Origin of the sequence: Brachybacterium hainanense, assembly GCF_042434575.1 — a bacterium.
Taxonomy (GTDB): Bacteria; Actinomycetota; Actinomycetes; order Actinomycetales; family Dermabacteraceae; genus Brachybacterium; species Brachybacterium hainanense.
Window position 1 is genome coordinate 1 of record NZ_JBHLSV010000006.1, and the last position, 13414, is coordinate 13414.

A 13414-nucleotide genomic window follows, 5' to 3' on the forward strand; every position below is an offset into this window, starting at 1 on the left:
GCCGGAGGGCACTGCTGTGCCGATCCCGGAGGATGCGGTGGCCGGGGACTACACGGTCTCCGCCTCGGATCCCGACGGCAACTCCGGTGAGGGCGCAGTCTCGGTCTACACCCCGGCGATCGACGTGCCGGATCAGGTGCCCGCGGGACGCGACGTGGTCGTCTCCTCCGGCGGCTGGGTCGCTGGCAGCGAGGTGACGCTCCAGCTGGTCGATCCGTCCGGCGAGCCGGTCGGTGACGCGGTCACCGCGACCGCGGACGAGTCCGGCACCCTCCCGGCCGGCACCCTGGTCCCGGTCCCCGCGGACGCCGCGATCGGCACCGGCTACTCGGTGACGGCTCGCGATGCCCAGGGCGCCCAGGTCTCCGACGCCTTCGAGGTGCTGCACGTCGATGCGGTCTCCCCGGCGGTCACGGTCACCTCCCCGGTTCCGGCCGGCGGCGAGGCCGGGATCACCTCCGGCGGCTGGGCCCCCGGCACCGAGGTGACCATCCAGCTGACCGATCCCGAGGGCAACCCCGTGGGCGACCCGATCACGGTCACGACCGATGACCGGGGCAACACCCCCGAGGGCACCGCGGTGACCATCCCCGAGGACGCGACGGCGGGCGACTACACGGTCTCCCTCTCCGACGGTGACGGCAACGAGGCCGAGGGCACGGTGGCGGTCTACGCCCCGAGCCTCGAGGTCCCTGCGCAGGTCGCGGCCGGCGATGACGTCGCGGTGACCTCCGGCGGCTGGGTCGCCGGCAGCACGGTGACGCTGCAGCTGGTGAACCCGGCGGGCGATCCCGTCGGTGATCCGGTCGAGGTCACGGTCGATGCCGATGGCAACCTCCCCGAGGGCACCGTCCTCCCTGTCCCCGCGGATGCGGAGCTGGCGGCGGGCTACTCGGTGGTCGCCTCCGACACGACCGGGGCCAAGCTCACCGCTCCCCTCGAGGTCGTGGGCGCCGACAACGGCGGCGGCGACAACGGTTCCGGTGACGGTGACGGCGACGGGAACGGCGGTGACAACGGTTCCGGTGACGGTGACGGCAACGGGAACGGTGGCGACAACGGTTCCGGTGACGGCGACGGCGACGGGAACGGTGGCGACAACGGTTCCGGTGACGGCGACGGCAACGGGAACGGCGGCGACAACGGCTCCGACGACGGGACCGGCAACGGCTCCGGGAACGGAACGGGCAACGGTTCCGGCAACGGCAGCAGCAACGGTTCCGACCAGGGCAGCGGCAGCCTCCCGGCGACCGGTGCCACGGTGGCCCCGCTCGCCGGGCTGGGAGCTCTGCTCCTGGCCGCCGGCGCGGTCTTCATGATCGCGCGCCGACGCGGACTGGGCGGCAGCTCCGAGTGAGCATGACGCAGTCCCTCTAGAGGAACGGTGGCGATCCGCATCCGCGGGTCGCCACCGTTCCGCATCCGTGCATCCGCCTCCTTGCCCGCAGCCCCCGGCCCCGCAGAACAGGAACCATGAGACTCTCCCTCCCCGCCGCCCGAGGCCCGCGTCTGGCTCTCCTCGCCGGCGCCGTCGTCGTCCTCCTCTGCCTCGCCCTGCTCGTGCAGAACGCTCTCGGGGGCTCCCGGCCCGGCGCCGAGGCCGAACCGGCCGAACCCGGCGGGACGGCCGCCGGCGACCCGGGCGCGACCGCGGACCTCGACTGCGGCGAGGAGGGCCAGGCCCTCTCGCAGACGCTCTCGAGCGGGGCGACCTGGTCGCTGTGCACCGCGATCGACCCGGATCTGGGCCTCGTGCTCTCGCAGATCCACATCGCGCCGCCCGGCGCAGAGCCGATCAGCCTCATCGACACCCTCTCGATCTCTCAGCTCGAGGTGCCCTACGACGACGGCGGACGCACCACCTACGACATCACCGAGGCGGGCTTCGGCGGGTCGAAGATGAAGACGCTCGACGGCACGGTCTGTGCCGGAGATCTGCGCGGATTCGACATCCCCAACGTCGGCGACGGCACTCGGGGCAAGATCCGGCACCGCGAGGTGCTGTGCGAGAGCGTGGTCGACGCCGGGGTCTCCTACTACTCGAGCACCGTCGGCGAGCCGGCGACAGCCCGGCGCACCGACCTGCAGCTGTTCACGGTCTCGAAGGTCGGCTGGTACGAGTACCTCACCGAGTACACCCTCGGCGCCGACGGCTCGATCGACGTGCAGCTCGGGGCGACCGGTGACCTGTCGCCCGTCGACTTCAGCGACGAGGAGCACGGCTCGGACGTCGGCGAGGGCGAGCATGCGACCAGCCACTCGCACAACGCCGTGTGGCGCGTGGACTGGGCGCTCGGCGGCGCGGACGGGATGCGCGTCGAGCAGTTCGATGCCGAGCCCACCGGCGAGCAGGGCGAGAAGTCCCCGATCCTCACGGGCGCGCTCACCCCCATCGAGGAGCCTGCCCGCGCCCGCTGGCAGGACCGACGCTGGTGGCGGGTGGTGGCGCCCGAGGTGCAGAACGCGGACGGGCACCCGATCTCGTACCAGATCGACCTGCAGAAGACGGATTCCTTCACCTTCACGCGCGACCAGACCGGCGCGCCCGGCCACGAGCACGGGGACATCGGATACGACGTCGCCTTCACCAACGCCGACGACTGCCAGCGCTATGCCGTCCGGAACCGCGGCGGCTGCGGGGACGGCGTCCTGGACTTCGTCGAGCGCGGCGCCGGGCAGCCCCTCGACGACGTCGTCTCCTGGGTCGCGGTCGGTTTCCACCACGTCCCCCGCGACGAGGAGCAGTCGCCGATGGAGATGCACTGGCAGGGCTTCACCCTCCTGCCCCGGGACCTGACCGCGCAGCGCTTCGACGTCCCGCCAGGACGCGAGGACGTCAACGGCGTGCCCGAGGACCAGTGGCAGGTCGGCTCCACCAGCTGACCGGCCCCGCCGTCTGGTCGCGCGGATGCAGATCGGCCCGGCGCAGGAGCTCCTGCGCCGGGCCGATCACGTCGGGGCCGGCAGATCAGCGGCCCATCGGACCCGAGGATCCCGGCCGGCGGGCGGGGATCACCAGTCGTGCATCGTCCCGTCGAGGAGGCGGTTCACCGGCAGGTAGGCGGGGGAGTACTCGTAGCTCGCGCCCGCGTCCTCGTGGTACTCGACGCCCAGGCCCGGATTCTCGCCCGGGTGCAGCAGGCCGTCCTTCCAGGTGTAGGAGGTCTCGAAGACGCTGAGCGTCTCGTCGCTGTGGCGCATGTACTCCTGGATGCCGAAGTTGTGGATCGCGAGCCCCAGGTGCAGCGCCGCCGCCTGGCCCACGGGGGAGATGTCCGTGGGGCCGTGGAAGCCGGACTTGATCTGGTAGATCGAGGCGAAGTCCATGATCTTCTTCAGATGCGTGATGCCGCCGGTGTGCGTGACCGCGGAGCGCACGTAGTCGATGAGCTGCTCCGTGATGAGGGTCTGGTAGTCCCACACGGTGTTGAAGATCTCGCCGATCGCGAGGGGCTGGCTGGTCAGCTCGCGGACCCGGCGCAGGCCCTCCTGGTTCTCCGCGGGGGTGCAGTCCTCGAGCCAGAACACGTCGTAGGGCTCGAGGGAGCGGCCCAGCTGGCCGGCCTGGTTCGGGGTCATGCGGTGATGCCCGTCGTGCAGCAGCGGGATCTCCGGGCCGAACTCGCCGCGCACCGCCTCGAACACGGTGGGGAGGTGGCGCATGTAGGCCCGGGTGTCCCAGCCCTCCTCGGTGGGGCGCAGCCCTGGGCGCGCGGGCTCGTAGTCGTAGCGGCTCTGCGCCGTGGAGCCGGCGGCCGCGACCCCGTACACCTGGCCCAGGCCCGGCACCGCGGTCTGCACGCGGATCGCCCGGTAGCCCTCGGCCTGGTGCTCGCGGATCGAGTCGAACAGCTGGGGGATGTCGGCGCCGGAGGCGTGCCCGTAGGCGAGCAGGCCCGAGCGCATCGCCCCGCCCAGCAGCTGGTAGACGGGCTTGCCGGCCGTCTTGCCCTTGATGTCCCACAGGGCCACGTCCACGGCGGCGATCGCCGCCATCGTGATCGGTCCGCGGCGCCAGTACGCGCCCCGGTACAGGTACTGCCAGGTGTCCTCGATCTGCTCGGGATCGCGGCCGATGAGGATCGGCGCGACGTGGTCGCGCAGATAGGAGGCGACCGCGAGCTCGCGGCCGTTGACGGTCGCATCGCCCAGCCCCGTCACCCCGTCCGACGTCGTCACCTTGAGGGTGACGAAGTTGCGGGTGGGATTGGTGATGAGGACGTCGACCTTCTCGATCGTGGCCATGAGGACAGCGCTCCTTCCGAGCGGGGACAGACAGCTCCGGCTGATATCCGGATTGTGTCCGCAGGCCAGGCCGCCCACCACGGGTTGCCAGAAGTTGCATATCCTGGCCGGAGGCCCGCGATCGCATCGCGCGGGGAGATCGAGCGCGAGGAGGCGGAGCTGCATGACGGGCCAGCGGGTGACCATCTACGACGTCGCCCGCCAGGCGGGGGTCGCGCCCAGCACCGTCTCCCGCGCCTTCTCCCGGCCCGGCCGCGTCAGCGCCGCCACCCATACGAAGGTCATGGCCGCGGCCCGCGCCTTGGGCTACCGCACCGAGGTCCCGGACCTGCAGGAGCGGGACGTCCACCATCACCGGCTCGCGATCGAGATCCCCGACATCACGAACCCGTTCTTCGCCGAGGTCGTCTCCGGCATGCGGGAGGCGGCCCAGGCGAAGGACTATCTGCTGCTGCTCGTGGACTCCTCCGAGGACGAGGCGCGCGAGCGCCGCGGCCTCGAGCAGGCCCTCGAGATCGTGGACGGGTTCATCCTCGCCGGGACGCGCATGTCCGATGCCGCCCTCGCCCAGATGACCAAACGCCTGCCGGTGCTCGTGCTGAACCGGAGGGTCGCCGGCCTGGACTCCCTGACCCCGGACTACGAGCACGGGATCGCGCAGGTCATGGCGCATCTGGATGAGAACGGGGTGCGGGACGTCGTGTATGTCGCCGGTCCTGTGAACTCCTGGTCGGACAGCGAGCGCTGGCGTGCCGCCCGGGTGGGTGCGCGTCAGCGCGGCATGAGCATCCGCCGGGTGGGGCCGTTCACGCCGACGGCGAGCGGCGGCGAGGAGGCCTTCGAGACGCTGCGCCGCGAGCTGCCGCATGCCGTGATCTGCTACAACGACCTGATCGCGCTCGGGCTCCTGGTCTCCGCCCTGCGGGCCGGCGTGCAGGTGCCGCAGGAGCTCTCGGTGATCGGCCACGACGACATCCCGCTGGCGCGGCTGGTCGGCGCGGGCCTGACCACGGTCGTCTCCCCGAAGCGGGCACAGGGACGCTCCGCCGTCGAGCGCCTCATCCGCCGCATCGAGAACCCCTCCCAGGTGCGCACCCCGGTCGAGGGCGCGCTGCCGGTACGGCTCGTGCCTCGCGGCTCCTCGGGCCCGCGCGAGGCGTGAGACCGGGGGCCCTTCGGGAAGCGGGTCCGGAGAACGGGCCGTATACGCGCGTCTGATGCGTCTATGCGATCGGCTGCGCGCATACGACCCGTTCTCGCCCGGATCTGCCCCGGCAACCTCCGGCAACCCCGGGCCCGGGCCGCGGCGCGGCCCGAATGATGAGCCCCATGAGCACCGATGCTTTCGTCCCCCACCCCGATCGCCTGCTCCCCGTCGACCCCGCGGTCCGCGACATCGCACGCGAGCTGTACGGGCGGATGGCGGAGCAGCCCATCGTCTCCCCGCACGGGCACGTCGATCCGCGCCTCCTCCTGGACGACACCCCGTTCACGGACCCGACCAGCCTGTTCATCACCCCGGACCATTACGTGACGCGGCTGCTGCATGCGCGCGGCGTGTCCCTCGCGGACCTGGGCGTGGGCCGCGGCCCGCTCTCGGAGGCGGAGGCCCGCCATGCCTGGGGCCTGCTCGCGGAGCACTGGCGCGCCTACGCCGGAACCCCCTCGCGGCTGTGGATGGAGCACGAGTTCCATGAGGTCTTCGGCATCGAGAAGGTCCTCTCCCCGGCGACGGCCGATGAGCTCTACGACCACATCGCCGAGCGCCTGGCCCGCCCCGAGTTCCGGCCCCGCGCCCTGTTCGAGCAGTTCCGGATCGAGGTGCTCGCCACGACCGACGATCCCTGCGACGACCTCGCCCCGCACCGGGCGCTCGCCGCAGACCCCGGCTTCGCGGGCCAGGTCGTGCCGACCTTCCGGCCTGACAGGTACCTCGAGCCCGCGCGCCCCGACTTCGCGCAGCTGGCCGACGCCCTCGGCGAAGCCGCAGGCATTGACACCGCCGGCTACGCCGGGTTCACCGAGGCCATGCGCGTGCGCCGGCTCTTCTTCCGCGAGCATGGCGGTGTCTCCACCGACCACTCGCATGCCGACGCCGGCACCGCTCGCCTCGCGGAGGAGGAGGCGGCGCGGCTGTTCGCGCAGGCCCGGGCCGGGCGGATCGCGCCCGCCGATGCGGTCGCGCTGCGCCGCCACCTGCTCGCCGACCAGGCCCGCATGGCCGCGGACGACGGCCTGGTCATGACGTTGCACCCGGCCGTGCACCGCAACCATCACGCGGAGACCTTCGCACGGTACGGGGCCGACGTGGGCGCGGACATCCCCACCTCGGTGACCTTCGTGGACGGCCTCGCGCCGGTGCTCAACGATGTGGGCCTCGAGAAGGACTTCCGCCTCGTCCTGTTCACCATCGACGAGACCGTCTTCTCCCGCGAGATCGCGCCGCTGGCCGGCTTCTACCCCTCCGTGTACGCGGGGGCGCCGTGGTGGTTCATCGACGCGCCCGACGCGATCCTGCGTTACCGCCGTGCCGTCTCGGAGACCATCGGCTACTCGCGGACCAGCGGGTTCATCGACGACACGCGCGCCTTCTGCTCCATCCCCGCACGCCATGACATGTCGCGGCGTCTGGACGCGAACCATCTGGCGACCCTGGTGGCGGAGCACCGGGTGCGGCTCGAGGACGCGGCCGCGCTCGTGGAGACGCTGCCCGCGCAGCATCCTCGCGAGGTCTTCAAGCTGGGCGGCACCCGATGAGCCGCCGTCTGGTCCACCTGGGCATCGGCGCGTTCGCCCGCGCCCACACCCTGTTCTACACGGCGCGAGCCGGAGGGTGGGACGTCACCGTCTTCACCGGTCGCACGCCCACGATCGCCCAGACCCTCACCGCCCAGGGCGGCGAGTACGGCCTGGTCGTGCGGGGTCCCGCGGAGGACGCGGTCGAGCGGATCTCCGTGATCGACGAGGCGTTCGCGGCCGAGGACCTGCTCGCCCTGCGACGCGCCGTCGCGGATCCGGCCACGAGCGTGGTCACCCTGACGATCACGGAGAAGGGGTATGCCGCCGGGACGGATCCGACGACATCGGCTCCCGCGCGGCTCGCGATCGCCCTGCGGGCCCGGCGCGAGGCCGGGGTCGAGGAGCCCATCGCGCTCGTGTCCTGCGACAACCTGGTCGGCAACGGCGAGGTGCTGCGCACGGCGGTGCTCGCCGCCCTCGATCCGGAGACGCGGGACTGGTTCGATGCCCACGTCGACGTGATCTCCACGATGGTCGACCGGATCACCCCCGTCGCCGGGGAGGAGGAGATGGCGCTCGCGAGCGAGCGGCTGGGCTTCCACGACCGGGCGACCGTGGTCACGGAGCCCTTCTCCGAATGGGTGATCGAGGACGCCTTCCGCGGGGCGCGCCCTCGCTGGGAGTCGGCAGGAGCACAGCTCGTGCCCGATGTCGCCGTGCACGAGCGCCGCAAGCTGCGTCTGCTCAACGGCGCCCACACCTTCCTCGCCTATGCGGGGCAGCTCGCCGGCCACGAGAAGGTCGATGCGGCGGTCGCCGACGCGGCCGTGCGCCGCGTGGTGGACGAGCTGTGGGCCGAGGCCCGGTCCACGCTCGACCTTCCCGCGGACGAGCTCGACGCCTACACGGCCGCGCTGCTCGAGCGCTTCGAGAACTCGCGCCTGGCCGATGCGCTGATCCGCATCGCCGCGGACGGCTCCGTCAAGCTCGCGGTGCGCATCCTGCCGGTGATCGCCGAGCGCGGCGGGCCCGCGCAGGCACCCGCCGGAGTCGCCGCCGTGCGCGCCTGGACCGACTGGGTCACCGACCAGGTCCGGGCAGGGCACCGCGTGGCCGATCCGCAGGGGGAGAAGATCGCCGCGGCCGCGGTCCTCGCCGAGGACGCGGAGCGCGTGCGCGCGCTCGTGGACCTGCTGGGCGGCCCGGTCGACGCGGAGGAGCTCTCCGCGGCGGTGCTCGCGGCGGAGCCGGTCACGGCCGGCTGATCGGGCGACGCCGCTTCACAGCGGCCGGCGCGGCAGACCGCGCAGGCCGCGGGCGCCGATGACCGTGGCGAGCAGACGCAGCGGAGGCAGCTCGCCCACGCGGTGGTCATCGGCCCGGCGCAGACGCCGCGCGAGGTCCGGGCGCTGCATCCAGAGATAGGCGCGGGCCTTCTCCGCGTGCAGCGTGTTCGACGCGATGGTGATCGCCTCCGCGTCCGCGATCAGCGGGATCGCGTTCTCGATGTTCTGCCAGGTGGAGCGGCTCTCCCGCTCGATCACCAGCGGACCGTCCCAGCCCAGCTCCCCGCGGAGGAAGCGCGCCAGCAGATCCGCCTCGGCGACATCGGCCCCCACCGCCCCGCCGCAGACCACGAGGGTGCTGCGGCCCGCTTCCGGGTCGATCGACCGCAGGCCGATGCGGGCCCGCCAGCGGTTCACCAGGTTCGCGCGCCCGCCGCGGGCGCGGTCGCGATACCCCAGCACGACCACGGCCTCGGAGCGCGGCGGAACCGTGCGGGGCATCCCCAGGCGGCGGCGCGAGGACCGGGCCTGGACGAGCTCGGCGGCGACGAGCGCGCTTCCGGCGACGGCGGTGAGGACGACGAGGGCGGAGCGAGAGCACGTCATGGAGGGAGGGTATCGACCCTCACCCGCGCGGACACGAGGCTCTTCGTGAGCCGCCGGTGACAGCCGGACCGTATCCGGGCAGGATGTCGGTGGCGGCGCCGCGCCGCCGAGGACGGAGCACGATGAGCGACGGCACCACCCCCAGTCCGCATGACGCAGGTCCGCCCAGCGCGCCACCGAGGACGGCTCGACCCGACGGGAACGAGGCGCCTGCGGCAGCTGCGGGCTCCGCCGCCCCGTCCGCCGATGCCGTGACTCCCGCTGTCGAGCCCCCTCCCGCCGGACCCGCTGCCGTCATCGCCTCGGCAGAGGCGCGCACCGTGTTCTCCGCGGAGCGGGCGAAGGCCTTTGTCGACGCGGTGGTGGCGATCGCGATGACGCTGCTGATCCTTCCGCTCATGGAATCGGTGGGCGAGGCCGCTGGCGAGGAGCTGACGGCGGGCGCATGGCTGTCCGAGCATGTCGGCCAGCTGATCAGCTTCCTGCTCAGCTTCCTGCTCATCGCCATGTTCTGGAACCGGCATCATCACCTGTTCGCCGGCGTCGATCAGGTGACCCAGCGTCTCCTGCACATCACGATGCTGTGGATGCTCACGATCGTGTGGATGCCGGTCGCGACGGCCCTCTCCGGGCAGATGCCCTCGGGGCCGCTGGTGACGGCCCTCTACATCGGCACGATGATCGCCACCTGCCTGACCATGCTGCTGACCCGGGCATACCTGCATCGCCATCCCGAGCTGCACGCGATCGACGCGGCCCAGCTGCGGCGCGGCACCCTCATCGACGCGGCGATGGCCCTGCTGTTCGCCCTCGCCCTCCTCATCGCGATCCTCGCTCCCGTGATCGGGTACTTCGCCCTGTTCCTGCTCATGCTGGTCGGTCCTCTCCAGCGCCTGCTGGCGCGCACCCCGCTCGGCCGCTGACCGCGGCGCCTGCCCGGTCCGGGCGGCACGGGGAGGCGCGGGTTCCGCCGCAGCCCGCGGATCTCACCGGCTCACCCCAGCGGATTCCCAGTTCACAGGCCATATCTGGGAGTCCAGCGGGAGAGCGGCCGGTGCCGCGCCGCTGCCGATGGTCATGACCCCCGCGCCCCGAACGTCATCGGACGGCATGGCCCGTGGGCCAGGTCACGCCCGAACGGCCGATAAGTGTCAAGTCGACTAAAGCGACGGTCAAGATCCCTGCCCGCTCCGTTCAGGCCCCTTGGCCGGGCCATCCGCGGCTCCTAGCGTGGAGGCACGACAGCGGATGCCCCAGGGCCACGAGCTTCCTCCGGAGGCGCCGCGTCGAGGACCAGAACTGAACGTTGCACCGCATGACGGGCCGTCCCGAGGACGACAGAGAAGGAACACCGAAGACATGACCAAGCACAACACCCACCGAGCCGCCGGCCGCGCCCGCAACGGCGCCACCCGCTACGCCTACAAGGGCCTCGGCGGCGCCGCGATGCTCGGGACCGTCGTCGTGGGCTCCGCCTTCGCCGCTCAGAGCGCCACCGCCGCGCCGATCGCCGAGGCTCCTGCCGCGCCGACCACCAACGCCGCCGCCCCGGTCGAGATCTCGACCGCCCACAGCTCCGAGATCTCCACCCTGCTCTCCTCGACCTCCACCCTGTACCAGGGCAAGAAGGGCGATCGCGTCGAGGCGCTGCAGACCCTGCTCAACGCCGAGGGCGCGAACCTCGAGGTCGACGGCAAGTTCGGCCCCCGCACCAACGACGCGGTCCTGGACTACCAGTCCGAGAACGGCCTCCAGGTCGACGGCCGCGTGGGCCCCGAGACCCGCGGCTCCCTCTCCGGCGGCGTCAGCACCTCCTCCGCCAAGGCCGAGTCCTCCTCAGACTCCTCCGACTCGGAGAAGAGCTCCTCGAAGTCCTCCTCCCGCAGCGGCGAGTCCATCGTCGACGCGGCCCGCCAGTACATCGGCGTGGACTACGACTGGGCCGGCAGCTCGCCCAGCGGCTTCGACTGCTCGGGCCTGACCCAGTACGTGTACGCCCAGTTCGGGATCGATCTCCCGCACAGCTCCAGCAAGCAGGCCTCCGGCGGCGACCGCATCTCGCAGTCCGAGGCGCAGCCCGGCGACCTCGTCGTGTGGCCCGGCCACATCGGCATCTACGCCGGCAACGGCAAGGTCGTCGACGCGGGCTCCTCCAAGGGCTCCGTCTCCGAGCGCTCCATCTGGGGCAACCCCTCCTTCGTCACCTACCGCTGATCCGCGGTCGCCGCGGTTCGCGGCGGACTCGTCCAGGGCGTCCTTCCTCCGGGAAGGGCGCCCTGTGCGCGTTCCGGGTGCGATCATCGGTGCATGGAGTGGGTCATCATCGCGGGAGTGCTCGTCGGGATGCTCGTGCTCCCGGGTATCGCCGCAGTCGTCATCCTGGTCACCGCGCTGACCTCCCGGGACCGTGCGCGGGCGGTCCGCGATGCCGACAGCATCCTCGCTGAGGTGTTCGATGATTCCGACCAGGTCGAATACCTGGTCCATCGCTCCTCGGTGCCGCGCGATCTGGTGATCGTCGGCGCCGAGGAGCGCGGGTACGTCCTGGCGGACGAGGGGTCTGCGAGCAGCGGCGGCACGGTGCAGATGCTGCGGTTCCGCCGCGCGTCCGCCTGAACCGGGGGCGTCTGACGAGGCTTCCGGTGTCGGGAAGCGGGGGATCAGACCTCGTCCGAGCCGGGCGCCCAGGCGAGCCAGCCGCGCCCCTCGTCCTCCGGAGTCGGGCATCCGTCCGGCTCCTGGTCGGTGCCGTCCGGGTCGCCGTCGTCCTGGGGGCCCAGCAGGCGCCGGGTCAGCTCCGCCCCGGAGTCGAGGAGGTCCTCGAGGGTCGATGCGAGGTCCGCGTCAGTCACCGGGCTGCCCCGCAGCGCCGCGGCCAGCACTGTGCGCGTCGCATGAGCTCCTTCGCGAAGGAGCCCGTGGCCCCCTTCGCCCGGCCCGGCCGTGTCGCGAGCGCCCGTTCGAGGACCTGCACCCGGTTGGTGGTCATGACGAAGGCGACATCGGCATCGGCGTCCAGTCCGTCCAGGGCGTCGAGCACCTCGAACAGCAGCGGCTGCGGACTGTACGAGTGCTCCATCGCCACGAGGTCGATGTCCTCGAGCACGACGATCGAGGGCTGGAAGGTGCGCGCCAGCTCCGCCGCCTGGGTCACGAAGCCGATGCTCGATCCGGTCAGGACCACGGCCGTCGTCCCCGGGGTGCGGCCCAGCAGGTGACGGACGGTGAGGGTCTTCCTGGTCCCCGGAGGGCCGTACAGCAGCACGCCCCGCTTCAGATGCTGACCAGCGGCGCGCAGCGCCTCCCGGTGCTCGCCGATGCCGACCACATGGCTGACGACCGCCTCCAGCACCCCTGGCGGCAGGACGATCGCCTCCGCGGGCACGTCCGGCCGCGGCAGGAACGTCGCTCCCGCCGAGTCGCCGAACTGGGTCGGCTGGAAGGAGAGCACCTTCCCCTTCAGCACGCTGCGTTCGAGCATGAGGCGGCGCAGCTCCTCCAGGAGCGCGACCGCGGCGTCCTCGTCGGAGCTGATCACCTCGATCATGGCCTGCTCCTGGCCCTGCTGCGGTGCGGGGGCACGCTGGGTCACCGCGAGCGGGATGCCGTCGCGGCGCAGCAGATGAACCCCGAACGCGACCACGCGACGGTCCGCATCGGGGCCCGTCGCCCGGTGCTCGTAGGACACCGGCCCTTCGGAGAAGCGGGTGTGCGGGTTCGCGATCAGCTCCGAGATGCTGTGGTGGAATCGCTGGTCGGCGCCGGTCACGCCGATAAGCCTGCCCTCCCAGCGCTCCGCGATCACCGCGAGCGCGATGTCCGCGTCGATCGGTCTCATCCTGCTGGGAAAGCGCCTCCACCCGGCGCAGGTAGGCCGCTACCGCACGCAGCAGCTCCTGGTCGATGTCCTGATCCATCCCGTCCCTCCTTCCTCATCCGCTCGGCGCGCTCCGGCCGGTGCTGCCAGTGTAGGAAGGGGCGCCGCGGTCGAAGACGTCTGGAGCGAGAGCGGCGAAGCGCGGAGCAGGTGGCGCATCTCGGCGCTGCGGCTCCCGCAGATTCAGCTCCCGGCGGCCGGGGACGGTCGGTCCGCCGAGGCGAGGATCTCGATGCGGTTGCCGAAGGGGTCTCGGCAGTGGAAGCGCTCGAAGCCGGCGAAGGTGTGCCGCTCCGCCCAGCTGACCTCGTGCCCGGCGCCGGCGAGCCGCGCACCGAGGGCCTCGAGCTCCGCGGCCGAGTCCACCAGCAGGGCGGGATGCGCCTTCCGGGCCGGTGCGAAGGGGTCTTCGACGCCCAGATGGATCTCTGCGAGGACACGGTCTGCGTCCGGAGCGCGGAACCAGCATCCCCCGCGACCGGCGAGGTCCTGCGGCTTGGGCACCTCCACGAGGCCGAGACCTCCGGAGTAGAACCGGCGGGCCTCGGCCTCGCATCCGGCGGGCATCGAGATCTGGACGTGGTGCAGGCGCATGGCGACCTCCCGGGACACGGTATCTTGAGCTCAAGATATCAGAGGGGTGTGCGGTCCGAGGTCTCCT

At 72.0% G+C, this 13414-nt stretch carries 13 protein-coding genes; 8 read left to right on the forward strand and 5 right to left on the reverse strand.

The window, feature by feature from the left end; genetic code table 11:
* Together ACFFF6_RS06600 and ACFFF6_RS06605 are read left to right on the forward strand one after the other, a co-directional pair.
* Positions 1-1357 (forward strand): LAVTG motif-containing sortase-dependent surface protein (locus ACFFF6_RS06600; RefSeq protein ID WP_376979335.1); only part of this gene is annotated, 1357 nt, incomplete at its 5' end.
* Between the two features lie 116 nt (positions 1358-1473).
* Positions 1474-2883, forward strand: a complete 1410-nt coding sequence (locus ACFFF6_RS06605) for a copper amine oxidase (RefSeq protein WP_376979336.1) — start codon at positions 1474-1476, stop codon at positions 2881-2883.
* Between the two features lie 129 nt (positions 2884-3012).
* On the opposite strand, the gene manD is transcribed toward ACFFF6_RS06605, so the two are convergent.
* On the reverse strand, positions 3013-4245 hold the full coding sequence (manD, locus tag ACFFF6_RS06610) for a D-mannonate dehydratase ManD (protein ID WP_376979338.1): 1233 nt from the start codon (positions 4243-4245) through the stop codon (positions 3013-3015).
* Positions 4246-4408: 163 nt separating this feature from the next.
* Here manD and ACFFF6_RS06615 point away from each other — a divergent pair, with 163 nt between their 5' ends.
* From ACFFF6_RS06615 to ACFFF6_RS06625, 3 genes are all read left to right on the forward strand, one after another.
* The gene (locus tag ACFFF6_RS06615; RefSeq protein ID WP_376979339.1) at positions 4409-5407 is read left to right on the forward strand and encodes a LacI family DNA-binding transcriptional regulator; all 999 of its coding nucleotides are present in this window, start codon (positions 4409-4411) and stop codon (positions 5405-5407) included.
* Between the two features lie 167 nt (positions 5408-5574).
* A complete protein-coding gene (gene uxaC / locus ACFFF6_RS06620; protein WP_376979341.1) occupies positions 5575-7002 on the forward strand; it encodes a glucuronate isomerase in 1428 nt (475 codons plus the stop codon).
* Entirely contained in the window at positions 6999-8249 is a 1251-nt protein-coding gene (locus ACFFF6_RS06625) for a mannitol dehydrogenase family protein (RefSeq protein ID WP_376979343.1), read from the forward strand. Before uxaC ends, ACFFF6_RS06625 begins: the two co-directional genes overlap by 4 nt.
* 15 nt (positions 8250-8264) lie before the next feature.
* On the opposite strand, the gene ACFFF6_RS06630 is transcribed toward ACFFF6_RS06625, so the two are convergent.
* Entirely contained in the window at positions 8265-8876 is a 612-nt protein-coding gene (locus tag ACFFF6_RS06630) for an ElyC/SanA/YdcF family protein (protein ID WP_376979344.1), read from the reverse strand.
* Between the two features lie 251 nt (positions 8877-9127).
* Between ACFFF6_RS06630 and ACFFF6_RS06635 the strand changes: the two genes are divergently transcribed.
* The 3 genes from ACFFF6_RS06635 to ACFFF6_RS06645 all read left to right on the forward strand — a co-directional run bounded on the left by ACFFF6_RS06635 (position 9128) and on the right by ACFFF6_RS06645 (position 11492).
* Positions 9128-9799 carry a TMEM175 family protein gene (locus ACFFF6_RS06635; protein WP_376979346.1) on the forward strand — a complete coding sequence of 224 codons (672 nt, stop codon included), beginning with the start codon at positions 9128-9130 and terminating at the stop codon, positions 9797-9799.
* Positions 9800-10235: 436 nt separating this feature from the next.
* Positions 10236-11090, forward strand: coding sequence for a C40 family peptidase (locus tag ACFFF6_RS06640; RefSeq protein ID WP_376979348.1), 855 nt, complete (start codon positions 10236-10238; stop codon positions 11088-11090).
* A 93-nt stretch (positions 11091-11183) separates the two neighbouring features.
* On the forward strand, positions 11184-11492 hold the full coding sequence (locus ACFFF6_RS06645) for a hypothetical protein (protein ID WP_376979350.1): 309 nt from the start codon (positions 11184-11186) through the stop codon (positions 11490-11492).
* Positions 11493-11536: 44 nt separating this feature from the next.
* On the opposite strand, the gene ACFFF6_RS06650 is transcribed toward ACFFF6_RS06645, so the two are convergent.
* The 3 genes from ACFFF6_RS06650 to ACFFF6_RS06660 form a co-directional block, all read right to left on the reverse strand.
* Positions 11537-11728: a hypothetical protein gene (locus ACFFF6_RS06650; RefSeq protein ID WP_376979352.1), complete on the reverse strand. Its 192-nt coding sequence runs from the start codon at positions 11726-11728 to the stop codon at positions 11537-11539.
* Positions 11725-12714 (reverse strand): ATP-binding protein, encoded by a 990-nt coding sequence (locus ACFFF6_RS06655; protein WP_376979353.1) that lies wholly within the window; start codon positions 12712-12714, stop codon positions 11725-11727. Before ACFFF6_RS06655 ends, ACFFF6_RS06650 begins: the two co-directional genes overlap by 4 nt.
* 222 nt (positions 12715-12936) lie before the next feature.
* Entirely contained in the window at positions 12937-13347 is a 411-nt protein-coding gene (locus ACFFF6_RS06660; RefSeq protein WP_376979355.1) for a VOC family protein, read from the reverse strand.
* Between the last annotated feature and the right edge of the window lie 67 nt (positions 13348-13414).

Coding starts and splice junctions, on each gene's coding strand:
- ACFFF6_RS06605 (WP_376979336.1), top strand. CDS start 1,474: ATGAGACTCTCCCTCCCCGCCGCCCGAGGCCCGCGTCTGGCTCTCCTC.
- manD (WP_376979338.1), bottom strand. CDS start 4,245: ATGGCCACGATCGAGAAGGTCGACGTCCTCATCACCAATCCCACCCGC.
- ACFFF6_RS06615 (WP_376979339.1), top strand. CDS start 4,409: ATGACGGGCCAGCGGGTGACCATCTACGACGTCGCCCGCCAGGCGGGG.
- uxaC (WP_376979341.1), top strand. CDS start 5,575: ATGAGCACCGATGCTTTCGTCCCCCACCCCGATCGCCTGCTCCCCGTC.
- ACFFF6_RS06625 (WP_376979343.1), top strand. CDS start 6,999: ATGAGCCGCCGTCTGGTCCACCTGGGCATCGGCGCGTTCGCCCGCGCC.
- ACFFF6_RS06630 (WP_376979344.1), bottom strand. CDS start 8,876: ATGACGTGCTCTCGCTCCGCCCTCGTCGTCCTCACCGCCGTCGCCGGA.
- ACFFF6_RS06640 (WP_376979348.1), top strand. CDS start 10,236: ATGACCAAGCACAACACCCACCGAGCCGCCGGCCGCGCCCGCAACGGC.
- ACFFF6_RS06645 (WP_376979350.1), top strand. CDS start 11,184: ATGGAGTGGGTCATCATCGCGGGAGTGCTCGTCGGGATGCTCGTGCTC.
- ACFFF6_RS06655 (WP_376979353.1), bottom strand. CDS start 12,714: ATGAGACCGATCGACGCGGACATCGCGCTCGCGGTGATCGCGGAGCGC.
- ACFFF6_RS06660 (WP_376979355.1), bottom strand. CDS start 13,347: ATGCGCCTGCACCACGTCCAGATCTCGATGCCCGCCGGATGCGAGGCC.